Below are 24,984 nucleotides of genomic sequence, written 5' to 3' on the forward strand. Positions count from 1 at the left end.
TCCCTCTCCCCAACCCTCTCCCGCGAAGGGCATCATCATACTATCAAAGCTCCTATCGTGGGAGAGGGGGTAGATCGAAGTGAAATAGAAAAATTTGTGCTCAATTTAAGATGAAATCTTGTCTAAAAAACTTTAGGGACGTTGCCTACTATGCAAGGGATTAATGCCGTTTTTCTTAATTGCTCATGTTATTAGCGGATAGCTAATTGGGTATGGATTGCTCTTCATCAAAAAAATACACTTGACCCGTTTTAATATCATGTAAGCCTGCAATAATACCTACTTGCTTGTTTTTAACCAGTTCTTTAAGTATTAAACTTTTTTCTTGCATATCTCGGACTACTTGCAGGGCATTGGCTTTAGCTATTTCATCGATCAGCTTTGTATCATCACAATTGTTTAACCCAGTCACTTCCATAACTGGCTTAACAGTAGGTGCAATTTTATTCAAAACATCGGTTAAGTGCCCCATTTTGACCTGCTGACAAGCTCCTGCTACCGCCCCACAAGAAGTATGCCCCAGAACGACAATAAGACGTACGCCTACTACCTTGGTGGCAAATTCAACACTTCCTAAAATATCATTATTAAGCACATTCCCGGCAACCCTTAGGGTAAATAAATCAGCCAATCCTTGGTCAAAAAACAATTCGGGCACACTGCGCGAATCCATACAATTAAGAACCACGGCAAAAGGATATTGTCCATAAGCTGCCTGCTTTGCCTGCGCATGATAATCACGAACTATGGTTGTATTCGTTAAAAAACGTTGATTTCCCTCTTTTAGTCGCTGCAAGGCTTGCTTGGGCGTCATTTGTTGTTGTTTGGCTTGAGTTAGAGTTTTGCCAAGAATAGGAATATCTTTGGAAGGAGTATCGGAAAAACTATTGGAAAACCAAATGAACCAGCTGAAAAATATAACTAGTTTGCAGAGTGAGGATTGCATAGTTTCTCCATTTTTTGTAAAGATTCATCTTGCATGAATTACCTTTAAAAGATTCTAGTATGCCCAGGAAATATTGCAAAAAATAAGGATTTAAAAATATTATTTGCAAATCAGAGCCATAAATCATCCATAACTGCTGATAGTGAATTAAGAGATTATGCTGTTGGTCAGATTAGAAAGTAAGCCGGCACAGTAACTATCCTGGCTTTGAAATACAGCGGATCAATGCAGAAATTTAAAGGGCGGCATAGGCCGGAGTGCCTGCTCATACATTGCTTTGCAAGGTATGCTTTTGCTAAAGTATTAACGCAGATGAAACTAATACGAATAAAGCCAAATAAAATTATAATCATCCAGAAGTTAAAACATCATGGCCATACAGCAGCACCGCGGTAGTATTTACGCTATTTTATCCGGATTTTTATATGGGTTTCTCGGTTATTTTGGCTTAAGCGTCATGCAGGCAGGAATTTCTGCCAGCACCATGTTATTTTGGCGATTTTTAATTTCAAGCGTGGTTATTTTTTTAATTTTATTGCCTTCTTTAAAACGCATTCAAGACTCATGGCGCGACATTGGGTTTGCTTTTCTAAACGGTGCTGCTTTTTATAGCTTTTCCACGGTTCTTTATTTTTGGTCTTGCACGTACATTGGCTCTGGTTTGGCCATGGTCATATTTTTTACCTATCCGGGCATAGTAATTTTATGTAATTTTTTTGCTTACGGACAGAAAATTTCGCCAGCTTATTATGTAGCAATGTTTTTGATTTTTATGGGTATGTTGCTATTTGTCGATCTTCATGAAATGAAACTTGATTTTATCGGTATCATTCTTGCCGTTATTTCGGCGGCTTTTTATGCCTTTTATATTTTTTTCAGTAAAAAAAATATAATTTCTGCAAATTTATCCGCATTGATGGTTTCCCTAGGGTGTATGCTAAGCTGCTTGTGTCTAAGCTTACTCAATCAGAGTTTCTCCATACCGGTTGCAGGCGATGTTTGGCTGAATCTTTTGGGCATTGGCATATTATCCACGGCGTTTCCCATTTTATTATTATTGTACAGTTTAAGGTATGTCAGTTCAGAAAAAGCCTCCATTCTATCGGTCCTTGAACCGGTTTTTGTCGTGCTTTGCGGTGTGGTTTTATTGGGGGAAACGTTAAAGCCTGCCCACATCCTGGGCGTGGTTATTGTGCTTGGTGGGGCTTTACTTACTCTTTTTAGTGATAAATTACGCTTATCTTTCCTAAATTCACGCAAGTTAGTCTAGTATACCGCAGGACACCCGTTGGTAGTAATTGCTCACATTGTGTATAAATATGATATTATTGAAGTTTATATTATTGCTTAAGAAAAAATTATGCGGGGACTTGGGAACCATATCTCTATTCTTTTCAGCTACATGAACAAGCAAACGCTTGAATCCAGCAAGCAGATTAATTTGTTTGCCATCGTGATGCTAATAAATTTTCCTGTATTTGGTTTGGTATGGAGAGTAGAGGCTATCCTCCTGAAAGAAGAATATATCCTCAGGGTAACTGCCACTTGCTTATGCGCTTTGCTTTTTTCTACCCGTTTTTGGCCGTCTTCCTTACTAAAATGTTTACCTCTGCTGTGGTATGTCACTTTATTATTTTGTTTGCCGTTCTTTTTCTCTTATTTAACCTTGTTACACAATTGCTCAACCATCTGGCTTATGAATTGTGTGTCTGCAATCTTTTTGCTCTTATTAGTTACCCGCGTCATGGATGCTCTTATCCTGATGTTCCTAGGTTTTGGCCTGGCTTTTACGAGTTATTTTTTAGGGGAGCACACGTTATCTTATATTCCAGGGGAAATATCTTTATTCAGTTTAAGCATGACCTTCGCTGCAGCAGTGATTATCGGCGCTCTTTTCGCCAGAGACAGGGAAATTAGCCACGCCGACAAGATTTCAGGGATGCGGCTTTTAGCTGGAAGTCTGGCGCATGATTTACGTACTTCCTTAGCCAGTATTCATTTGCAGGCTGAGTTGCAGGATATGATCATTAATAAATTAAAAAACCCTGCTATTCAAAAAGATCTTAAGCGAAGTTTGAGTAAAATAAATCGCGGAATTGAATTGGGAAATCAATTGATCAGCATGCAACTTAATAACATTCAACATGAAAAATTTGATACGACGCGTTTCACCATTCAACCCGTCAGCAATCTAATGGTTAGAACTTTGCAAGAATACCCTTTCAGAAAAGAGCAAAGAAAATTGCTGCGAGTCGATTTACAAAGTGATTTTCTCGTCTGGATAGAAGAAGTTGCATTTAAAAATCTTATCTGGAATTTATTAAAAAATAGTATGGATTATATCGATGAAACCGGAAAAGGCGACGTTGAGATTTGGCTGACTCAAGGAGATAAAAACGATGATTTCAATTACTTAAACTTTAAAGATACTGCAAAAGGTATCTATCCTAAGCAAGCTGCAAAAATATTTGACTCATTTTATTCCGATCGTAAGGGTGGGACTGGAGTTGGTTTAGCTTATTGCAAATTACTGATGAAAGCCGCAGGCGGCGATATTTATTGTCAGGGAAAATCCAATGAATTTGCACATTTTACTTTAAAGTTCCCGAAGATTGATTAAGTCTGGTTATTTTAAACGTAATTTGTGTTGCCAGGCAGAAATATGACTCATAAGCAACCGAATGTACGACCTTCTCCTGGAGCCTGAGCTTCTACAACCGTTGCGCCAATTCGGCTTATTGCCCCGATCACAGTCATAAGCGGGGACAACAAGGTTATTACAGCACAAGCTAGTGTAAGTGCCATATGGGGCGGTGCTTTTTTTAGGGAATTTAATGCCGACTCATAGCATTGTTCTGCTGCCCAGGATTGCTCAACAAGGGATAAATACCCGGATGCGATAAAACCTACAGCTGCCTTTGCCAAATAAAAAAGGGCGCCTATGCCGTTTATTAGGGCAGTTACGGCAAAAAAAGCTGGGTAAGTCACAGGGGAAATGAGCGTAAAGGCAACATCAAACACACCACGATAAGGTCGCCAGAAGGTATACTTCAATCCTTTGTCAACGATGGGGACTATAGAGTGGATGGAGTTGGTCATTTAGAAACCTCTTATATTTGCGCAAATATTATCGCATATCGTTTATTTATGTTCAATATGTAAAATAATGCGCATATATTTATAATTAACAGAGCATATTTGATAATTCCTGCCACATGTTTAATTGATGCGAATATATGAAATTGAAGCTTTTTTTAACTTTTTCTGCATCAGCAATCCAAATTTCTTTTAATATTTCGGTTGTCACATCAAAATGATTTACCCTTTCATGGACTTTGAAAAAAGTCAGAGCATCGTTAGGAATGGCCAGGGATTGAGCTAATGCAGTTAAATATGGGTAATCTGTATTATCAAGCTTTTCATAGGCGGCAAAAGTTGCAAACTGCTCTTGCAGGCTATGTTCCGTAAGCCACTGTAGATGAGTCTGGTTGAATTTTCTTGCAAAAGGCAGGTAGTTAGATTCATATGCTATTTCATGCTGTACATCAACGCCGCAAACCTCAGCAAATCGCACGTATAATTTTTCATGGGAAATTCTGTTGTCTATGCCCAATTCTTCCTGAATATTTTCAAAAATGATTTTTTTAATTCTCAGGTCATCGGCAAAATTGGCTACATACCACATAAAATTCACAAAATGTCCGCGTATATGATAAAACACAGCTGCAAAAGCTTTTTTTTGAGAATCCTCCCAAGTTGCAGTGTGTGTTATATCAAACAATGGTAATTTAACCAGCTGCTGACGGTACTGAGAATCGGTTTCTTCTAAGAAGTTATAAAATTCAGATGACACGGTAAATATCACTCCAAATATAAAATTGGCTTTATGGGTAATTAAAGTTCAAAAAGTAGTTATTTTACCATATATTTTTTATATAATCATAATCTTTAACGAATAAATGTTAAGTCGTGTTCATTTCAACTTGCACCTTGATGTCCGATGGGAAAATAGAATGTATCAAAAATTGAAATTGGGTTTAATGCTGGGGTTATTGTTTCAAGTGTTTGCCGTATGCGCCGCAAGCCACCATCCTCAGGATTTTTTGAAAGAAGTGGCTGGAGCTAAAGACGAAGGGGAGCAAATAGTGCAGCATTACTGTGCGAATTGTCATGCAAAAAAGCCACTGATTTCCCTGGGAGCCCCGCGTATGGGCCATGTTCATGACTGGCAACCGCGTATAAAGCAAGGAATTGCCTCCTTGTTAAATCATACTAATGAAGGCATTAATGCCATGCCGCCGCGTGGGGGATGTTTTGAATGCAGCGACGAACAACTCCTTTTAGCCGTCTTGGCCATGCTTCCACCGGAAGATGCCAAGTTACTGATTAAAGATAAAAAGATTATAAAAAAAACAGATAGTTAAAAAAATTATTAAAAAATGCTAAATAAATTGTCAGTCTGCCCGATAAAATAGAAAAATAGGGAGGATTGACACATGAAAAATAAATTAATAATTTTGCCTTTCTGTTTAGGAACTGTAGCTTGTGCTCCTATTGATCCATCCACCGTTGTAGTTGACGACGCGGGTAATGCGCATCACACAATGCATTACAGCATGGATAGCCGCGGCAGCAATTACTTCCCGGAGGAGCGCCAGGCTACAGGCAGAAAAGTATTTATATTCGATCCTAAGATTGCTGCTTGGGCAGTATATGATGCCCAAGGCAAACGGGTTAGAACCGGTAGCGCATCAGGAGGGAAGGATTTCTGCGAGGATGTAGGCCGGCCTTGTCGTACAGTGACTGGTACGTTTAAAGTTTATTCGAAAAAAGGGGAAGAATGCACTTCGAGTATCTATCCTATTGAAACGAATGGTGGAGCTAAAATGCCATATTGCATGCACTTTAATGGCGGTTATTCCATCCATGGTGCCTATGAAGTGCCCACTTACAATGCTAGCCACGGATGCATTCGGGTTTTGCCAAGTGCTGCCAAATGGTTAAATGAGAATTTTATGGATATCGGGACTACGGTTATTGTGAAGCCTTATCACTAATAAATACAAAAATAAAAAGCCAACTTAAGTTGGCTTTTTATTTGCTACTAAGCTTGATTAATTGGTGGAATTTTTATTTGGATTATTGAAAAGCGGTTTATGCTCCTTCAATTCCATGGATATGCGCTCAACGCCATCCATACCAGTAATATTATTATGTGTCGCCCATTTCAAAAGTTCTTCGGTTGTTTTAATAGCCACGACAGCACCTTTTTCTTCATGAATCCGGCTTAGTGCAGGAATGGCTTCCTGGCCTAAATTAGCCGAATTTTTATCAATATCGTACAAAGATAAAATTTCAGGGAATCGAGGCGCTGTACGGCCAAAAAAACCATGGGCATGAGAGGATGCATGATTGATTTGATAAGCTTTGACCATCGTCCTGATTCTTGCGATTTGTTGAGCTAATTCAGGATCTTGTTCCAAGTTTAAATGAGGATCATGATTTAAAGAGTGCAAATATTCACGGCCCAGCGCATACATGTCTGCATTTTTCCCACTTTTTTGTGCTTTCAACATCTTTGCTAAAACGACATTAGCCGAGAAGATAGTTTCAGATGGAGAGACATCTTCTGCGGCGACAATGGCTACACCGCCCCCAATTTTTTTACCTTGGGATGCAGTTACAAATTTTGCGGCTTCCCGATCAAGTACTGCCGTATTGGTGGATTTGTAAATTGGCTGGTCCCAGTCCGAAATTGTTCCCTCAACGTAGCCCGTGTTAAGGACAGGGATGGTTCGTGCATACACTTTAAATCTTGGCTCATCATCTCCCTGAGTGGGCATGTGCATGGGTGCCATTAAATTTAAAAAATTAGTAAAAAGCAGCCGCACATCTTTTTCAATATCAGGATGATTGGGTGCATTTAAAATCGTTTTGGCTTGTTGTTGCAATTGCTCTTTTTGCTCTTTCAGCGCACCAGTAAAATCCATGTGTGCAAAAGCTTTTCCCAGAAAAGCTTTACCTTCTGCAATTTCTTTAATTAAATCTGTACCGATTTCTTTCCAAAATGGGTTGATGACTTTGGGGTTCTGTTCCCCTCCAAAATTATAAAATAACTTGCTATAGCGTTCGTCTTTACATAAATTTTCAGCCGTCGTCCAACGTCCACTTTCTGGAAAATCATCGAAACTTTGACCGTTGTTTGCCCACATAAATGCATCAACATAATCCTGAACGGTCATGGTATGGTCGTTAGCCCACGCATTTAATTCCCTGGATACAAAAGGGTCAATTTCCAAAGGATCCGCTGCAATCTTTGTGATGTGTTCTTCGGCTATATAGATGTGATTGGCAATAGAATGGTGAATAATTTGTAAAAATAACTGGTTTTCCATTTCGACTGTTTTAGCACCATATCGCCCAACTGCTTTTTTATCATGTTCTGTAAAGAATAAATTTCCAGAGGCGGTGATGCTAAACTCATAATCAGACGCTTCTTTTTTAAAGAATGCCTCATACATTTTTTTATCTGAAACAATGTGGTTCTGTAGGGCAATGTCGGCATCTTTATAATTTATTTTTTGATAGATACTTTTGTTTTTTCGGGCAATTTCTTTTTCAATATCAATTAAATCAGTATAAAAAGTCCTTAAGTGTCCGGATAAAGCCTGAGCTTTGAACTTAAATTCATCATGGTTTTCCAAATCTTTAATATGCGTTTCCAAAAGCTCATTTCTTTGGCTTTGCAGCTGGTGGATTTGTGTATTGAGAGCATTTATATTGTCATGACAGTAACGTTGAATCCTCGCATCATGATGGCTTTGTGCATACACTTTCAGTAAGTGTTGCACCATTCCATAGCATTCGCTCAATTCAGCTGCACATTTTTGGTAGGCTTCCTGTACTTCTGTAGTTAAAACTTGGACTTCCTGACTCAGTGGGTGAGTTAACAAGCGGTTGATTTTTTCAGATAATTTTTGCTGATTTTCATAATAGACATCATTGGTTTCCATAAATTTATGCAGCTCTTCCGCATGTTTTTTATAGCCAATGCTCATTTGCTGCAAGAAGAGTTGTAATTCTTTTTGTAGCCGATTTTGACCACTGTTTCCTTCAAAGGGCTGGCCTTCTTTATCATCGCTCATTCTATGAATAGTAAAAATGCCGGAATTTGGCGTACCATAAGTGATTTCCCCATAATAACGCTTATCTTCGGGGCGCATTTTTTCCATAATCTTAACGCTGCTATGGCCAGTGGCATCTGCGGCTAATCTGGCAAGATTAGCTACATCATGCACCATATTAATGCCGGTATAATTGGGATCTTGAGCCTGAGCTTTGATTTCTTCAGCCAATTTGTAAAATTTTGTGTAAGCCAATTCTTTATTTAAACTGGTTGTGTCCATTCGTGTGCGCTCATGTTGCGTTTTGCAGTATTTTTCCAGATAGTCAATCAGGCAAAGTGGATCCACATGAGTACGGATATCAATAACACCTTCGGTAGTCGTCATCGTGCCCGGTGCGACATCTTTGTGGGAAGAGCCGCCAGCTCCGTAGGTTTTGATATGAATGGGACGGGGTCTGCCACGTTCATGAAATATCCCATTATCAATTAAGGAATTCATGATGATATCGCTTTCGTGTAGAACCAAATCACCGTTTAAACCCATGTTTAACTGCTGATGTACAATGCCCTTGATACTGGTGATTTCCTCATTTGCGTTTTTTGTTACCAGACCAAAACAAATCCCATGATTGTCAAATGCTTTAATTTTGGCATTACCTTGAGAAAAGAGCTTGTTTGCTACGCGATTTTCCTCTGCATTTTTAGAAAGATTGTCTACCAATTCTTGCATGGGACCGTCCTGGTTCCCACCGGACACATAATTCCAGTCATGGCCAGAAATTTGCTGGATATTGGATTCAAGTAAGACGCTGCTGTTAGCTCCTTTTTCCAGGCGAAAGACCACTAATGCCGCTTCACCAGGATTTAAATTTTCAATGTATCTTTTAAGAAGAGGGCGCGTTTCTTCATCCATGACTCCGCCAATATATTCAATGGGTTTGACTGTATCTTTTTGAAGAGATTCCTGCAGGTTTTCTTCACGGGGCATGGCTCAACTCATAAAGGCTGATTTGTAATAAGTATAGACAAATTTTATCTTTACTGTTTTTTATTTGCGCTAAAAAGCGATGAAATTTTTTAGTGTTTTACGCTGGTTTTTTGAGAAATTAATTGTTCAAAAAATAAAATAATTCATCATATTGTCTGTTTTTATATCTTATTTTGCAGTATGATCCCTTTCCAGCCTAGGCAGAGAGGTCAATATGCACTTAGCATTAAATAAATTAAGCATTGAAGAAATTATTACAACAATTCAATTAATACCCGCACAGGATGATGTACTGGATTTGAGCAGTAATGATTTGGTGACGAGACTTTCGGGAACAGAACTCAATCATACGCTGGTCAACTCCGGGGAGCAGATTAGAAAAGTTTATCTTGCCGATAATGAATTGGGTTATATGGACAATCCGGAGCTCATCACAGGATTAAAAGGGCTTAAGCCCTTGGTTCAAGAGCTTAGCTTAAACAATAATAAATTTTACCAAAAAACATCAGAAGAAATGCAAGAAGTTATGGCTGCGTTGCCGGAAGGTATTCAGCACATCGATTTAATGGATAACAAATTTGAAACGAAAGATACCCTGGAATTGGAGACAATCTTGCTTGCTGCCCCAAATTCAGTTCATACAATCCGCATTTCATTTACTAAAACAATTGATTTAATTGCGCTAAGGAATCAGCACAAAGAATGTGAGTTGGTTAAACACAGCATGTTTAATGCAAAACAGGAATCACAAGCAGCTGAAGCAGAAGAAGATAAAGCCAATGCTTATCAGTTTATCTGAAAGCGGCTTTATCAGTTGCTTTTAGATAAATAAGTTTTCAGTAAATCACTTACCTGTGCAGGATCGGCTTTGCCTTTCGTTTCTCGCATAACTAAGCCTACAAAAAAGCCTAATAATTTTTCCTTTCCTGCCCGGTAATCGCAAGCTTGCAGAGGATGATTGTCAACGATCGTTTCAATTAATTCGGCAAGCGCTGCTTGATTGGTATTCATGCCTTGGTTTTCCAAAGCAATGATTGCTTCGACGTCTTTAGCACCTGAGATTAGTTTTGAGAAAACGTTTTTTGCAATTTGGGCTGATAACAGGCCTTGCTGCAATTTATCCAGCAATAAGGCAAGTTGGGCGGCCGGTACTGGGGGATTGTCGAAAGTCAATCCAGCATCATTCAAGGCGGCTGAATAGGGGCCTTTTAACCAGTTCACAATGGATTTTATGGGGGATTTACTTTGATTTTTGACTTCAGAAAAAAAATTATAGAGTGCGGGGGAGGATAATAAAAACTCAATGTCGCCGTCGGACAATTGTTGCTCCTGCTGCATTTGCAAACGAATCTCGTGCGGCAAGGGCGGCATGTTTTTTCTGACTGTGGTCAAATCATCCTCAGTGATTTGAATGGGCAGTAAATCCGGATCTGGAAAATAACGATAATCATGCTCGCTTTCTTTTTCCCGCATTGGCTGGGTAGTATCGGTAGTAGGAGAATATAACCTGGTTTCCTGCTTTATGCACTGTCCCGTCTCCAGCAAATCCTGATGTCTCCATTGTTCATAGCGAATTGCTTTCTCAATAAATCGAAATGAATTGAGATTTTTTAATTCCGTTCTTGTCCCCAGGTTTTTTTCACCGCTCGGGCGTAATGAAATATTTACGTCACAGCGAAAAGAACCTTCCTGCATATTGCCATCGCATATTCCCAGGAAACGCACGAGTTGATGCAACGTTTTTAAATAAGCGACTGCTTCCTCAGCCGAAAAAAGACAGGGAGCCGTGACAATTTCCAATAGCGGTGTACCGGCGCGATTTAAGTCAATCCCGGTATAATGCGGGTGAATGTCATGTAAGGATTTTCCAGCATCTTCTTCCAAATGGGCACGCACAATGTGGACGTATTTAGCTAAGCCGGTGGGCGTTTTAATCCCCAGCTGGCCGTTACTGATGATAGGGCGTTGAAATTGGCTGATTTGATATCCTTTAGGCAAATCCGGATAAAAATAATTTTTGCGTTCAAAATAGGATGAATCATTAATTTCCGCTGCAATAGCCAGTCCAAACTTAATGGCCATGCGCACTGCTTCTTCATTCAATACAGGCAAGACGCCAGGCAGGCCGGCATCGATGAAACTAGCTTGTGAGTTGGGCGCAGCGCCATATTTTACCGAAGCATTGGAAAATAATTTTGACTTTGTTTTTAACTGGACATGTACTTCTAATCCTATGACGGTTTCCCAATTCATAAACTGTCCTCATCCGTAGTCGGCCTTGCCCGGTGCCAAGTGGTGCATTGCTGATAGTTATGGGCTAAATGCAATAATCGGGCTTCACTAAAATGAGGGCCGATAATTTGCATGCCGATGGGTAATCCTTGGCTGAATCCAACTGGGATGGAGAGCGCGGGAAGCCCTGCAAGATTTGCGGCAACTGTGAAGACATCCGCTAAATAACGCTGAGTGGGATCGCTTATTTTTTCACCGAGTTTAAATGCAGCAGTAGGTGTTGTCGGGCCAATAATAACATCTACGTGTTCCAGGGTTTGCAGTAATTCATCTTGAATCATGCGCCGTACTTTTTGTGCTTGCAAATAATAGGCATCAAAATATCCTGAAGAGAGCACGTAGGTTCCAGTCAGAATACGCCGTTTTACTTCAAGGCCAAAGCCCTCGTCGCGCGAACGTGTAATCAGCTCAAAGAGAGTTTCTACTTGGGTAGCTTGATGGCCAAACCGTATGCCATCATATCGGGATAGATTGGAAGATGCTTCGGCACAAGCAATGACGTAATAACAGGGCACCCATAAGGATTGCAAATGCAGGTCAAGTTCAATCACCTCGTGCCCGGCCTCAGTGAGCAAGCTGATGGCAGTTTGCAAAGCTTGCCGAACTTCTGCATCTACCTGGGACTGAAAAAAACAGGCAGGTAAGCCAATTTTTAATGGTTTAAGCGGTGTGTCGAGAAGATTAAGATAATTCGGAATGGCTTGCTTGACTGAAGTTGAATCTTGTTCATCAAAGCCTGCCATGACTTGTAAAATCAAGGCGATATCGCTGACGCTATAAGCCATGGGCCCAGCCTGATCAAGACTTGAGGCAAAAGCAACCATACCGAAACGTGAAACAAGCCCATACGTGGGTTTTAACCCTGAGATACCACAAAAAGCGGCTGGTTGTCTGATTGAGCCGCCTGTGTCAGAACCGGTGGCATACGGTACTAAACCCGCTGCAACAGCTGCTGCCGATCCGCCAGAAGATCCTCCTGCAACGCAGGTTTTATCCCAAGGGTTTTTTACTGGTCCAAAATAACTGGTTTCACTGGTGGAGCCCATGGCAAATTCATCCATATTGGTTTTGCCCAGCAGCACTGCTCCCTGTGCTTGTATACGATTAACCACAGTTGCATTGTACGGAGCATGGAAATTGGCAAGCATCCTAGAGCCGCAAGTCGTTGGCATGATTTGCGTACAAAAAATATCTTTATGCGCCATGGGGATGCCTGTTAATGCATGTGCTCTCCCTTGCTGAAGCAAGCGATCGGCTGCTGTGGCTGCTTTAAAAGCATGTTCCTCATCCAGACTGATAAAGGCGTTGAGTTCCTGCATTTTTTGCATGCGCTTTAAATAATATTCTGTTAGCTCTTTACTGGAAATGCGTCTTGTGTGTAAAGACTCGCTTAATGCACGGAGTGATGATAAAGGCATGCGTTATTTTCCTGGTTCAATGACTTTCGGCACTAGGTATAAGTTATCGGTAAATAAAGGGGCTATTTTCGCCAATTCTTGGCTTCGATCTGGCTCATTAACTTCATCTAAACGTAAACGTTGCTTTAAATTTAAAGGATGGAACAATGGGGATATACCTTCAGTATTCACCTGATGCAGTTGTTCTACAAACTTTAAGATAGCATCCACATCCTTCGCAAGTGAGGCGGCGCTTGCAGTGTTTAAGTCGATGCAAGCCAAGGCTGCAATTTTTTTTAAATCTTGAGATGAAGGCATGATGACTCCAGTGCAAGGTGCAGATACAAATAAAGAATGCAAAGATTATACCGCGCGAATAAGCCAAACGCACGACAGGAAAATTAACGTATCCTGCTGCTATTGCGGGTAAAACGCAGTAATCTTAAGTTTTTTGCAGCAATTAGGCCGGATAAACAAAAGTGCGAGGTGCTTGGGCTTTTTGTTGCAGATAAAAGGTACAATTTTAAAGTCCCAGTGTTTACAATGGGTAAACGAAAAAAGTGAGATTCCTATGTTGCTACAGGTGAAGACAGCAAGTGGTGTTCATATTGAATATGAACAGCAAAAATTAATCTATGCAAAGGCCATCGAACCCCTTTTAGAGCGTTTGGATTCACAACGCGGTGCATTATTTGCTTCAAGTTTTGAATATCCTGGCCGTTACACTTGTTGGGATATAGGGTTTTATAATCCGCCACTGGCCATTGTTTGTACGGGCCAGGTGATTCAATTCCAGGCATTAAATCAGCGCGGAGAAGTTTTGCTTTCCATGTTCACCGAGATCATGGAGAAAATGGAAAATATAAAAATCACGACGCAAGAAAAGAAGCTGCATCAGTTTGAGGTGACACCCAGTTTAAAAATTTTCAGTGAAGAAGAGCGCAGCCATAAACCTTCGGTTTTTAGTGTGCTGAGAGCATTGCTGGCATTCTTTAAAGAAGATGACGAAGAATATTTAGGTTTGTATGGGGCATTTGGTTATGACCTTATTTTCCAGTTTGAAGAAGTGCTTGTGCAGCAAACCCGCTCTGAGAAACAACGCGACATGATACTTTATTTGCCAGATGAAATTTTTGTTGTGAATCATAGGAAAGAAGAAGCTTTCGTCAGACGTTACGATTTTCAGTTTCAAGGTAAATCGACGCAAGGCTTGCCACGTGAGGGCGACTTTTTTGCTTATGAGGCAAATAGGACACCTGGTAAACCATGTGATCATGAACCCGGGGAATATGCTGCCTTAGTCAATCAGGCTAAAGAGAGATTTGCATGCGGTGATTTGTTCGAAGTCGTGCCCAGCCAGACTTTTTACATGCATTGTCCTGCCAAACCTTCTGAAATTTTTAAACGCATGCGGGTAAAAAATCCTTCACCGTATGGTTTTTTTATCAATCTTGGGCAAGCTGAATATTTAGTAGGTGCGTCGCCGGAAATGTACGTGCGTGTACAGGGCAAACGAGTAGAAACCTGTCCGATTTCCGGTACGATTAAGCGAGGTCAGGATGCAATCGAAGATGCATATAACATTCAGTTACTCCTGGATTCCGAAAAAGAAGCGTCTGAACTAACCATGTGTACGGATGTGGATCGCAATGATAAATCACGCATTTGTGAAGCAGGTAGTGTGAAAGTCATCGGGCGCAGACAAATTGAAATGTATTCGCGCCTAATCCATACGGTTGATCATATCGAGGGGAAATTGCGTGAAGGTTTTGATGCCATAGACGCTTTTTTAACCCATATGTGGGTAGTCACGGTGACGGGCGCTCCCAAATTGTGGGCAATGAATTTTATTGAACAACATGAAAAATCACCACGTAGATGGTATGGCGGAGCGGTGGGCTGGTTGAATTTCAATGGTGATATGAATACTGGTTTGGTATTACGTACCATGCGCATTGAAGAAGGTATTGCTGAAATCAGAGTTGGCGCGACTTTATTGTATGATTCTCAACCGGAGGCGGAAGAAGAGGAAACAAGGCTTAAAGCATCGGCTTTTATGGATTTGCTGGAAAATACCGCTGCGTCTAAACCGCAAGACTGGTGCTCTTCGTTGCATGCGGCCGGTAAAAAAGTTCTTTTAGTGGATCATCAAGATTCTTTCGTACACACTTTGGCCAATTACATTCGCCAAACTGGAGCTCTGGTCGTTACTGTGCGTTCTGAGCATGCGCTTAATTATCTTAACAGCAACCAATACGACTTGGTTTTATTGTCGCCTGGTCCTGGAAAGCCTCAAGATTTCAATTTACAGCAAACTATTAAGGCCGTACTTGAGCGAAATATACCCTTGTTTGGCGTGTGTTTAGGTTTGCAAGGCATTGTTGAATATTTCGGTGGTAAATTGGGAGTATTGGCTTATCCCATGCATGGTAAAGCATCCCTTATCAAAGTGCTGAACGAGGAGGGATTGTTCGCAGGGCTGGGTAAGGAATTTACAGCTGGCCGATATCATTCCCTGTATGCGCAAAAAGATCATATGCCTGATGAGTTGGAAATTACGGCAGTCAGTGAAGATGACGTGGTGATGGCGATTGCTCACCGTGAGTTGCCAATCCAGGCTGTGCAATTTCATCCGGAAACCATTTTGTCTATGCATGAGCAAGCGGGATTGCGGATTATCAATAATTTAATGCAGATGATTTGCAAAAATGCGCACTAAAATTCTTCTCCTTTATGGAGTTGCAATTCTCTTGGGAGCATTTACCGGGTTGCTTGGTTCGTGTTTGCAGCTGACTATTATAAAAGTCAATCAAATATTAGCCTTTGGGTTTTATTATGCCCATGAACAGCAGTGGCCGGCAGGGTTGATTTCCGCATTGATTTCCATGTGCATGGTGTTTGGTGCCTGGCTTTTAGTGAAATGGGTGGCGGCTGAAGCTGCTGGCAGCGGCGTGCAGGAAATTGAAGGGGCTTTGCTGCATGAGCGCGCCATTTTTTGGCGGCGTTTGCTGCCTGTAAAATTTATAGGTGGTGTCTTGGCTATTTCTGCCAAAATGGTGCTTGGACGCGAAGGGCCTATGATCCAGATGGGGGGAAATCTTGGTGAGATGTTAGGCGAATGGTTCAAGATTTCTCGCCGCAGACGCGATACCTTAATTGCTGCAGGGGCCGCTGCAGGTTTAGCCGCCGCGTTCAATGCTCCTCTGGCCGGGGTTTTATTTGTAATAGAAGAAATGCGTAATGAATTTAATTTCTCGTTTACCAATTTTAAAACAGTAGCCATCAGTTGCGTGAGCGCTACGATTGTTTTACATATGATAATCGGTGCTGCCCCTGTTATTCCCATGGACGTTTTCCAGCTCCCCAGTTTAAGTTCCTTATGGCTTTTTTTTATTTTAGGGGTTGTCGTTGGTTTCGCAGGGCTTTTTTTCAATCTAATTTTAATGAAAAGTTTGGGGCTCATCGACCGCTTAAGCATGCGCGTACGCGAAGCTTATGTTCTTCTCACCGGTTTATTGGTCGGCTATTTAGCTTATATTTATCCGGACATCGTCGGGGGAGGGTATGAAATCATTGAGCGCTCCTTAACGATGGAACCGGCATTTGGGGTGTTGCTTTTGCTCTTGGCGGTACGTTTTATTCTCACTGTCTTTTGTTATGGCACTGGAGTACCTGGCGGAATTTTCGCGCCTATGCTTGCTTTGGGGACTTTATTAGGATTAGCCGTATTTTATATTGTTCAATCGCTGATAAGCGATGTCACGGTGCATGCAGGAATGTTTGCTGTGGCTGGAATGGGAGCTTTATTTTCAGCAGCAGTACGGGCCCCTGTCACAGGCATTGTGTTGATTGTCGAACTTACCCAAAATTATCTGCTGATCTTGCCGTTAATGGTTTGTTGCCTGACTTCCACTACCATCGTGCAGTTGGCAAAGAATCCACCAATTTATATACAATTATTGAAGCGCAGTCTAAAAAGACATGTTAATTAATCAAGTTTGGGCAACTCATTTTCATCAAGTGTTTTTTTTATTTTGTTTTCTAGCATGGCAATCTGTGCCTGAAAACGTTGGGAAATAATTTGGGTAATATTGTGGAGAATTTGCGGAAATTCATTGGTAATAGTAAAGAAATGCTCTTTATCAAGCACCAGCAATAAAGCACGATCTTTTGCTATCACCGTAGAGGTGCGCTTGTTTCCTCCAAAAAAAGCCATTTCGCCAAAACATTTAAACGGCTTGAGGCTTGCAAGCAATTCATTATTTTTATAAATCAGTACCTCGCCTTGGACGAGCACATAAAGGCTGTCTCCTTCTTCACCTTCCGTGATGATGACTTGTTCGGGAGCACAGTCCAAAAGCTCACAGGATTGTCCTAGTTCAAACAATACTTCGTCGGGTAAGGACTCGAAAAAGTCTGTTTGCTGTAACGCAATAGTACGTTGTAAAGGATTCATTTCCGTCGCTACTCCAATTAAGTATTTCGACAAGCACTGCATAAGCCAGGGATCATCGATTAATATCGCTTCCCAATCCTCTGTTTTTGGTTCTTGCTTTAAATGGCTGGCATCGGTAAAAGCAGCTTCTATAAGTTTACGCAGAATTAATTTATTTTCATTGGCAATGAGGTATTCAATTGCCTTATCCTGAATATTTTTGTTGGCTCGCGTGACATAATAAGGATTTATTTTGGCAATACTTGCCGAAATGTTTACTGTGTTTTCATGATAAGAAGCATACCAGTATAAAAAACGTTGTTTGGCATAGTAAATGCGATTGTGTAATACAGGCTTAACGGATTGCAAACTATCCAAACTGAGCAATAATTTGTATTGCTGAATGAGAGACGTCTCAAAATGTAAAGCATCGAGCAAGGAGTTAACGAGTGGTTTGGAAAAAGTAACTTTCAATTTTCGCTCTAACAATTGCATGGCAATGATTGTTCTTAAATAAATATTTTTTTCTTTTAAGAATTCAATAATGAAGGGTTCGACACTTTGATGAGGTAAGGGAACAATGAATGCTTGTGCCGATTCCCTGTATTCATGGGGATTTTTATAATAAAGTGTCATTAATTGCTTCGCCAGAGGAAGCAATTTTTTCATCTCAAAACGCTGATGTAAAATTTTAATTGTATTGCGGTTTAGAAATTTCCCTAAAGCAGGCAACATATCCAATACGTCTTGTGCCGGCAAATTATGAAAAGCAGTAAGGCGTACCAATGGTTCCTTATCCGTTAATAATTTTCCCTTTAAATCATAAAGTCGTCCAGGTCCCAATGCATGCAGCAATTTAGCAGCAATCACCCGATGTTTTGTTTGCGGTGATTTAACCAAGTCTATCATTAAGTCAATTGCGAACAGATAGTCTTTGACATCGCCATTTTTTAACAACATCAGTAAGGCATTTTTTGCAGTGGGATTTTCTTTAAGCCTTGCTTTAGCATCTTTAATAAGAATATCCGAATGAACGTCACTTAAAAGTTTATATAATAATTCCCGTGCCTTTAGGTTTAGTTCAGCATGCCGGTAAAGATCGATTAATTTATTGGCATTTAAACTATCAGGTGGATATTGATCTAACACATGAATGACTACATCTTGTATCTCTTTTTTTCTATTATCACTCAAGATCTGATAGAGCAAAGAAGGGGGTGTTGCAAACAATTTAGGAGTGATTAAGGCTATTTCAAGGGGACCTACTGAAGGTTTGTTTAAGGTTGTCAATACTAAATTTTGGATGTACTCCCGCTCTTTTTCATCACGTGTGATAACTGAAAAACCGCTGGTCATGACCATTTCTTTTAATGTCATTGAGTACCGTTTAAAAAGTTCAATAGAAAGTAAAATTCCAAGGAGTGAAAATACAATAAAAAGAAGCGGAAGATAGTTTATAAAAAGGGTCGAATGCGTTGAGATTAGAGCAAAAAATGCTGCAATAATAACAGAAATAGGACCACAATAAGATTTAACAAAGATTTCGCCTTTTATGATGATAACCGGAGGAAAAACATTGACTATATTTTTAAAAATCATGGTAAGCCAACCATAGGAAAAAATAACTCCCAAGCCATTTAATACTGCAATTAGCCAAAGTGAAGGGTAAAGCCAATAAATGGTGCCCATAACTAAAATTAATGACAATATAAATTGCAGAACGTTAGAAAATTTAATCCTTGCAAATACCATTGACGCGAGTAATTGTGTGCCTAATGATATGGTATTGCATACGGATAAAAAGAGAGCAACGAACGTGCCAATTTCCTCTTTATTAAAATTAAGATCCAGTTGCGTTCTGAATAAAAACTCAGCTATTTGGAATATCGTCGTAAAGAGCACTATCAAGAGGACTAATGTCCTAAACAATGGGTAATGCAAAGGGGAGCGAGAGCTAATCTTATTTTTATCCTGCTCGCTTGCATCTGATGCAACGATTCTTACGGTAAAGTCAGAAATAAAAAAAGCCATGACTAAAAATAAAATGAACACAAGAGGCAGCAAAGAGATTGGCAAAAAAGAAGTAATGCCTGCATATAAAAGAGGCGTCATAATGGATGATAATGATGCAGTGACCGTAAAACGATTAAAAATGGCTTTAAACTGCCGGTAATAGAATAACGTTGAAATAAAGCTCCACATGATCGCGGCAAGAATACTCGCACAAGCTCTAAAGAGTAGGATGCTTGTAAATGGCGCCCAATACCAAGACGCCTGGTTTAAAAATAGGACTAAAATTAAAATGAAGCCAATGGCCAAGAAACTGGCTTGCACGTATTTTTTTAGATTTTTTGGAGTGTATAGAGAAAAAAGATTCCCAAGCAGGAAAATGGTGATGGCTTCGCCAAGCATCCAGTAAGGAATCCAGGATGTAGGATAAGTGGAGAGAAAAACCGAATAACTAAATACCGTAGCACCAAGAGAAAAAGCAGCAGGAAAAGTGCTTAATATCAAGGACAGGAAAAAATTTTTTTGTAAATCCCTGTCTCCTAAAAGAACTTTGGGAATTAACTTGCTAAACCAGGCTTTCATTTTTTTAAACCTAATTTATCAGTTTAAAATGCGGCTTCCCACGCTAAGCAGGGAGTTTCAGGACGGACGTTTGTCCTTTAGCATCTCCCATTTGCAGCGCGAGGGTTAGTGGATAAATGATAAGTTTTTTGAATTGCTATCATTATCCCACTTTGTAATACCAACCATTACGCTGAAATACTGCAACGGTACAGTTCTGGAGTTTGCTGCATGGATTTCATTATGTCCCTTTATGACTCCACTCCATCGAAATAACTGCTATCCGGATTTGGTCGATTCGACCACACCGCTCCTAATTTCATCTTGGGTGACTTCCTCTGATTTTGCAAGGTCATGCATATTCCAACCCACTGCTTAACGAATTGCTTTTGTATCCAGCGTTTCCGGCTAATGACATGCATGAATTCTTATTTACATAATATCGAGCCTGGTAAACGAAAATAGCCGGGTTGAGTTAGGTAAATACTCGGTGCGGAAGCTAAATACGATCAGACTTTGATACGCTTGTTCTATTTCGCGTGGATACTCGTTATACTCACGAGAGATTAGTAATCCTGACGTTTTAATGGCCAAATTTACTCACCATTCTAAAATTGCATTTCTATTCATTGCACCCCAGTTACTGGTCACCTTGTTATTTTTTATATGGCCAGCATTCGGCGCTATTGTGCAATCCTTGTTTTTAAGTGACCCCTTTGATTTGCATACGCAATTTGCCGGATTGGAAAATTATATTGATTTATTCCTAAATCCAGATTATGGAAAAGCGATAGGGGTTACAGCGGTTTTAGCCATCGCCATTACTGCTTTGACGATGTGCTTTGGATTAGGTCTTGCCGTGTTGGTAAATGGCAGACGCAGGAGCCAATCCCTTTATAAGTCCCTGTTGCTATGGCCATACGCGGTTGCTCCTGCCGTTGCGGCTATTTTATGGCGTTTTTTGTTTCATCCGGCTCTTGGCTGGCTGCCCGGCCTGGCGGGCTGGTGGGGTATTGATTTTAATTACATGATTCATCCATCCCAAGCTTTAATTGTAATTATTATTGCCGCTTCCTGGCAGCAATTTAGTTATAATTTTTTATTTTTTTTTGCAGCCTTAAAGCTTGTTCCGAATTCTTTGATAGAAGCTGCAATTATTGATGGCGCCTCTTCCTGGCGGCGATTCTGGCAAATTATTTTCCCTTTACTGGCACCTACGACTTTTTTCCTATTTGTCATGAACCTGGCATACGCCTTTTTTGATACTTTTGGCATGATTCAAGTCATTACGAATGGCGGTCCGCAATCCAGTACCACGACATTAATTTATAAAGTGTATGAAGATGGATTTATTGGCATGGATCCCGGCAGTTCTTCTGCCCAATCCGTAGTGCTTATGCTGATTGTTTTGGGACTTACCCTCCTGCAATTTCGCTATCTTGAAAAAAAAATTTACTATCAATGACTCAAACAACGATTATTACTCAGCAAATGAAACAATGGAAAACATCATGAATGAGATGCTAAACGTAAGCTCTGAGGCTAAGGCTGTTTTCCACGAAAAAGCTGCGTACAAAAAAGGCATCATGATTCAGCAGTTGCGCACGTGGTGTTTACGCGCCATCCCCCATGGTTTACTTTGGCTATTCATCCTATTTTTGTTTTTACCGCTTTATTTGGCTCTCATCGCCGCAAGCCATGATGCATCTGCGCTGATGCAGGCGCCACTGCCAAGTTTCCCCGGGAAAATGCTGTGGCAGAACATGAAAGTGGTCTGCATGCATGGAATAACCGCCACGGGAGGAGAGCCAATAGCCAATATGCTATGGAATAGTTTTTTTATGGCTGTATTAATTGCTGTTGGCAAAATAACACTTGCATTGTTTTCTGCTTTTGCTCTGGTTTATTTTGATTTTCCCTACAAAAAAATGTGCTTCTCTTTGATATTATTGACGATGATGTTGCCGGTTGAAGTAAGAATTGTACCCACGTTTCAAGTGGTTGCTTCAATGGGGTGGTTAAATTCGTTTGCCGGCCTTACCTTGCCGCTTATTGCATCTGCAACTGCTACCTTTCTTTTTCAACAATTCTTCAAAACAGTACCCAAAGAATTAGTGGATGCAGCAAAGATAGATGGTGCAGGGCCCGTGCGTTTTTTTATTGACGTTTTATTGCCGTTATCACGCTCTCATATCGCAGCCATGTTTATTATCATGTTTGTGTATGGATGGAACCAGTATTTATGGCCTCTTATCATTACCACAGAGCCGAAGATGGCCACCATTGTCATGGGGATTCATTATTTAGCTGGAGTTGCCGATCAAGTGCCTCAATGGCATTACATTATGACGGTAGCATTAATTGCATTATTACCTCCCTGTCTCGTTGTCATTATATTACAACGTTGGTTTGAAAAAGGATTAAGACAATAATGGCTGCAGTAAATATGATAGCGGTTAATAAATTTTGTGATGGTCACAAAATTTTAAACAATATTAATTTGAATATAGAAAAAGGTGAATTCGTAGCAGTGGTGGGCCCATCGGGTAGTGGGAAATCGACTCTGTTAAGATTAGTGGCCGGCCTTGATTCGGTAAGCCAAGGTAGTATTCTCATTGATGATCAATGTGTGAATAAAATTCCTCCGGCGCAACGAAATATGGCCATGGTTTTTCAAAATTATGCTCTTTACCCGCATATGACTGTGTTTGATAATATGGCATATGGTTTAAAAATGCGCGGCATAAAAAAGCAAGTTATCAAAGAACGCGTCGAAGAAGTCAGTAATTTGCTGCAGTTAGATGATTATCTACAGCGTAAACCTGCTTCGCTTTCGGGTGGACAGCGGCAACGTGTGGCCATGGGCCGGGCGATTGTGCGTTCACCGGCAGTGTTTTTATTTGATGAACCTTTATCAAATCTTGATGCAAAATTACGCACGGAAATGCGACATGAAATAAAAAAACTCCATAACAAACTTAACACGACTTGTTTGTATGTAACTCATGATCAAACGGAAGCAATGACGCTGGCCAACCGCATTGTGATGTTAAATAAGGGTTGCATCGAACAAGTTGGCACGCCTATGGAACTTTATCTGCGCCCGGCAACTGAATTTGTGGCAAGCTTTATCGGCCATTATCCAATGAATTTTTTGTCGGGTAGTATTGAGCTTACAAGCAATAAGATTAAGACGGTTCTTGGTATTGAGCTACCGCTGCCGAATTGTCTTAAAGCCAGATCTTCAGGGGATAAAGTGGTAGTTGGCATCAGGCCAGAACATATTTTGCCAGCGGTAGAGCCAGCTTCCAATAGCATAGAAGCCACAGTGGATTTTATTGATGATATGGGCTCTGATAAGATTCTGCATTTATTCAGTGTAACCGGGAATATAAAGTTTTTAGTTCGCGTATTTGCAGATACGCATTTAGCATATGAAAAATTAAATTTTCAACTTGATCTAGCCAAAGCAAATATTTTTTGTCAGGAGACCGGGATTCGGTTAGGAGGATGGAATGATTAAGGGAAAGGGAAAGCTGCGCGCGCTGGATGCTCCTGTTTACCGATATTGGCAAGCTGTTTATTTATCTTTTTATTCATATCGCCTGTATGTTGATGTATTTAAGCGGTGGCGTGGTTATGGGATTTTATATTTGCTATTTTTGCTTACTTTGACGACGATTCCTTTGGCATTGCGAATGATCGTTGAATTTAATACCTTTTTTAACGAGCAAGTGCTTTTTCCATTACAAGAATTGCCACCTCTTTATGTGCAAGATGGAAAAATTTCGCTGGATAAACCTACGCCATACTTCATTAAAAATAAGGGGGGTGAGGTGGTAGCCATCGTTGATACTACAGGCTCCATCACCTCGATAAAAAATAAACAGTATCCTCACTTAACGATGCTCATCACCAGCAATCAAATTCACTTCCGCCCGCCCGTGCCGCAATTATTTTTTAGCCAGCAAATTCCTGGGACATTAAAAGAAGACTCCGTATATACTCAAACATTAACCAACAATACCAATGAAATTTTCGTTGCCAAAAAATGGGTGCAAGCAAGTGGGATTTTAAACATGAAGTTATTGGCGGATGCTTTAATTTATCCAATGTTGCTGGGTTTTTTTATTTCACTTTACTTAGTCCTCATGCTCATTTTGGGTTTTTTAGGACAAGTTTTTGCCTCTACCCTATTCGGATTGAAGCTTCGCTTTAAAGATTCTACACGTTTATTTGCTGTGTCCGTGACGCCCCAGGTTATTTTTTCCACTCTGTTATTAATCGCTAAAATTAGTTTTGCTGCTTCAGGCTTGGTTAATATGATATTAGTGGCAGTTTATTACAGTTATGCAGTGGCATCCGTAAAACGTGAGCATACGAAAATGGTTCTCTCATGAAAGAACAAGTGCATTTTGCCCATGGCAACGGGTTCCCTTCGCCTTGCTACCGTCAATTTCTCCTCCACTTACAGGAGCGATTCACTTGCTTTTTTATCGACAGAATTGGCCATTCTCCAGATTTTCCTGTCACAGAAAACTGGCATTATTTGGTTGATGAAGTGGTTGCGAGCATCAAACAGCAAGCGTCCTCGCCGGTTATTGCTATCGGACATTCTTTAGGCGGCGTGCTGAGTTTTCTTGCAGCTATTGAGCAACCTGACTTATTTAAAGCTGTTATTTTACTCGATTCACCGATTATCGGGCGATTAAAATCCAATATTTTAAGATTTTCCAAAAAACTGGGCATTATTGATCATATCACCCCTGCATTTCGCACCCGCGGCAGACGGCAATATTGGCCCACTCGTGAACAAGCTTTGCATTATTTAAAAAGCCGGAAACTTTTTAAAACATTTCACGATGCATGCCTGCAGGATTATATTGATTATGGCATGCAAAAAGATGAACATGGTTATTCGCTGCGTTTTAATCGTCACATCGAATATCAAATTTATCGCACCATTCCGCATATATTGCATGAACATGAAGGAAAGTTAAAATTACCTGCAGCTTTAATTTATGGCAGTAAAAGTAATGTTATCGATAAGTTTGATTTGCGTTATATGAAAAAACATTATGGCATAATCAATTTTGAGATCTCCGGCACCCACATGTTTCCCATGGAGCATCCCAAGGAAGCTGCGGACTTAGTCTTGCGTGCAATAGATACTATAGTTAAATAAAAAGGAAGTCGTTTAAAATTTTTGTTAGTTAAAATCTGCATCGT

Annotated in this window: 20 protein-coding genes; 12 read left to right on the forward strand and 8 right to left on the reverse strand. The window is 40.4% G+C overall.

What is annotated here, in order from left to right; translation table 11 throughout:
• Positions 1-202: 202 nt before the first annotated feature.
• The gene (locus ELY11_RS04205; protein WP_127032580.1) at positions 203-946 is read right to left on the reverse strand and encodes a carbonic anhydrase; all 744 of its coding nucleotides are present in this window, start codon (positions 944-946) and stop codon (positions 203-205) included.
• Between the two features lie 370 nt (positions 947-1,316).
• Between ELY11_RS04205 and ELY11_RS04210 the strand changes: the two genes are divergently transcribed.
• Together ELY11_RS04210 and ELY11_RS04215 are read left to right on the forward strand one after the other, a co-directional pair.
• Positions 1,317-2,216, forward strand: coding sequence for a DMT family transporter (locus ELY11_RS04210; protein WP_127032581.1), 900 nt, complete (start codon positions 1,317-1,319; stop codon positions 2,214-2,216).
• A 90-nt stretch (positions 2,217-2,306) separates the two neighbouring features.
• Positions 2,307-3,566 carry a sensor histidine kinase gene (locus tag ELY11_RS04215; RefSeq protein ID WP_127032582.1) on the forward strand — a complete coding sequence of 420 codons (1,260 nt, stop codon included), beginning with the start codon at positions 2,307-2,309 and terminating at the stop codon, positions 3,564-3,566.
• A gap of 47 nt (positions 3,567-3,613) precedes the next feature.
• On the opposite strand, the gene ELY11_RS04220 is transcribed toward ELY11_RS04215, so the two are convergent.
• Together ELY11_RS04220 and ELY11_RS04225 are read right to left on the reverse strand one after the other, a co-directional pair.
• Positions 3,614-4,045, reverse strand: a complete 432-nt coding sequence (locus ELY11_RS04220) for a hypothetical protein (protein ID WP_126953545.1) — start codon at positions 4,043-4,045, stop codon at positions 3,614-3,616.
• Between the two features lie 85 nt (positions 4,046-4,130).
• Positions 4,131-4,799: an iron-containing redox enzyme family protein gene (locus ELY11_RS04225; protein ID WP_233579642.1), complete on the reverse strand. Its 669-nt coding sequence runs from the start codon at positions 4,797-4,799 to the stop codon at positions 4,131-4,133.
• A 160-nt stretch (positions 4,800-4,959) separates the two neighbouring features.
• On the opposite strand from ELY11_RS04225, the gene ELY11_RS04230 reads away from it, so the two are divergent.
• A complete protein-coding gene (locus ELY11_RS04230; protein ID WP_126953547.1) occupies positions 4,960-5,370 on the forward strand; it encodes a c-type cytochrome in 411 nt (136 codons plus the stop codon).
• A gap of 72 nt (positions 5,371-5,442) precedes the next feature.
• The gene (locus ELY11_RS04235) at positions 5,443-6,003 is read left to right on the forward strand and encodes a L,D-transpeptidase (protein WP_126953548.1); all 561 of its coding nucleotides are present in this window, start codon (positions 5,443-5,445) and stop codon (positions 6,001-6,003) included.
• Positions 6,004-6,060: 57 nt separating this feature from the next.
• On the opposite strand, the gene ELY11_RS04240 is transcribed toward ELY11_RS04235, so the two are convergent.
• The gene (locus tag ELY11_RS04240; RefSeq protein WP_126953549.1) at positions 6,061-9,060 is read right to left on the reverse strand and encodes a hypothetical protein; all 3,000 of its coding nucleotides are present in this window, start codon (positions 9,058-9,060) and stop codon (positions 6,061-6,063) included.
• Positions 9,061-9,274: 214 nt separating this feature from the next.
• On the opposite strand from ELY11_RS04240, the gene ELY11_RS04245 reads away from it, so the two are divergent.
• Positions 9,275-9,859 carry a leucine-rich repeat domain-containing protein gene (locus ELY11_RS04245; RefSeq protein ID WP_126953550.1) on the forward strand — a complete coding sequence of 195 codons (585 nt, stop codon included), beginning with the start codon at positions 9,275-9,277 and terminating at the stop codon, positions 9,857-9,859.
• A gap of 11 nt (positions 9,860-9,870) precedes the next feature.
• Here the strand turns inward: ELY11_RS04245 and gatB are convergent, their stop codons facing one another.
• From gatB to gatC, 3 genes are read right to left on the reverse strand one after another with little or no spacing between them, the layout of a single operon-like run.
• Positions 9,871-11,313, reverse strand: coding sequence for an Asp-tRNA(Asn)/Glu-tRNA(Gln) amidotransferase subunit GatB (gene gatB, locus ELY11_RS04250; RefSeq protein ID WP_126953551.1), 1,443 nt, complete (start codon positions 11,311-11,313; stop codon positions 9,871-9,873).
• Entirely contained in the window at positions 11,310-12,770 is a 1,461-nt protein-coding gene (gatA, locus tag ELY11_RS04255) for an Asp-tRNA(Asn)/Glu-tRNA(Gln) amidotransferase subunit GatA (RefSeq protein WP_126953552.1), read from the reverse strand. Before gatA ends, gatB begins: the two co-directional genes overlap by 4 nt.
• 3 nt (positions 12,771-12,773) lie before the next feature.
• The gene (gatC, locus tag ELY11_RS04260; RefSeq protein WP_256478742.1) at positions 12,774-13,067 is read right to left on the reverse strand and encodes an Asp-tRNA(Asn)/Glu-tRNA(Gln) amidotransferase subunit GatC; all 294 of its coding nucleotides are present in this window, start codon (positions 13,065-13,067) and stop codon (positions 12,774-12,776) included.
• A 253-nt stretch (positions 13,068-13,320) separates the two neighbouring features.
• Here gatC and ELY11_RS04265 point away from each other — a divergent pair, with 253 nt between their 5' ends.
• Both ELY11_RS04265 and clcA read left to right on the forward strand, forming a co-directional pair.
• Positions 13,321-15,468, forward strand: coding sequence for an anthranilate synthase component I (locus tag ELY11_RS04265; RefSeq protein ID WP_127032583.1), 2,148 nt, complete (start codon positions 13,321-13,323; stop codon positions 15,466-15,468).
• Complete coding sequence (clcA, locus tag ELY11_RS04270) at positions 15,458-16,741, forward strand: H(+)/Cl(-) exchange transporter ClcA (RefSeq protein WP_127032584.1); 1,284 nt, start codon at positions 15,458-15,460, stop codon at positions 16,739-16,741. The genes ELY11_RS04265 and clcA overlap by 11 nt, the downstream gene beginning before the upstream one ends.
• Here the strand turns inward: clcA and ELY11_RS04275 are convergent.
• A complete protein-coding gene (locus ELY11_RS04275; RefSeq protein WP_127032585.1) occupies positions 16,738-19,776 on the reverse strand; it encodes a cyclic nucleotide-binding domain-containing protein in 3,039 nt (1,012 codons plus the stop codon). The genes clcA and ELY11_RS04275 overlap by 4 nt on opposite strands.
• A gap of 565 nt (positions 19,777-20,341) precedes the next feature.
• Here ELY11_RS04275 and ELY11_RS04280 point away from each other — a divergent pair.
• From ELY11_RS04280 to ELY11_RS04300, 5 genes are all read left to right on the forward strand, one after another.
• Complete coding sequence (locus tag ELY11_RS04280) at positions 20,342-21,220, forward strand: ABC transporter permease subunit (RefSeq protein ID WP_127032586.1); 879 nt, start codon at positions 20,342-20,344, stop codon at positions 21,218-21,220.
• A 121-nt stretch (positions 21,221-21,341) separates the two neighbouring features.
• Positions 21,342-22,187: a sn-glycerol-3-phosphate ABC transporter permease UgpE gene (gene ugpE / locus ELY11_RS04285; protein WP_126953575.1), complete on the forward strand. Its 846-nt coding sequence runs from the start codon at positions 21,342-21,344 to the stop codon at positions 22,185-22,187.
• A complete protein-coding gene (locus ELY11_RS04290) occupies positions 22,187-23,278 on the forward strand; it encodes an ABC transporter ATP-binding protein (RefSeq protein WP_127032587.1) in 1,092 nt (363 codons plus the stop codon). The genes ugpE and ELY11_RS04290 overlap by 1 nt, the downstream gene beginning before the upstream one ends.
• A complete protein-coding gene (locus ELY11_RS04295; protein WP_126953558.1) occupies positions 23,271-24,155 on the forward strand; it encodes a DUF1189 family protein in 885 nt (294 codons plus the stop codon). The genes ELY11_RS04290 and ELY11_RS04295 overlap by 8 nt, the downstream gene beginning before the upstream one ends.
• A complete protein-coding gene (locus ELY11_RS04300; protein ID WP_126953559.1) occupies positions 24,152-24,940 on the forward strand; it encodes an alpha/beta fold hydrolase in 789 nt (262 codons plus the stop codon). Before ELY11_RS04295 ends, ELY11_RS04300 begins: the two co-directional genes overlap by 4 nt.
• Positions 24,941-24,984 lie beyond the last annotated feature (44 nt).

Source organism: Legionella septentrionalis, assembly GCF_003989745.1.
GTDB lineage: Bacteria > Pseudomonadota > Gammaproteobacteria > Legionellales > Legionellaceae > Legionella_A > Legionella_A septentrionalis.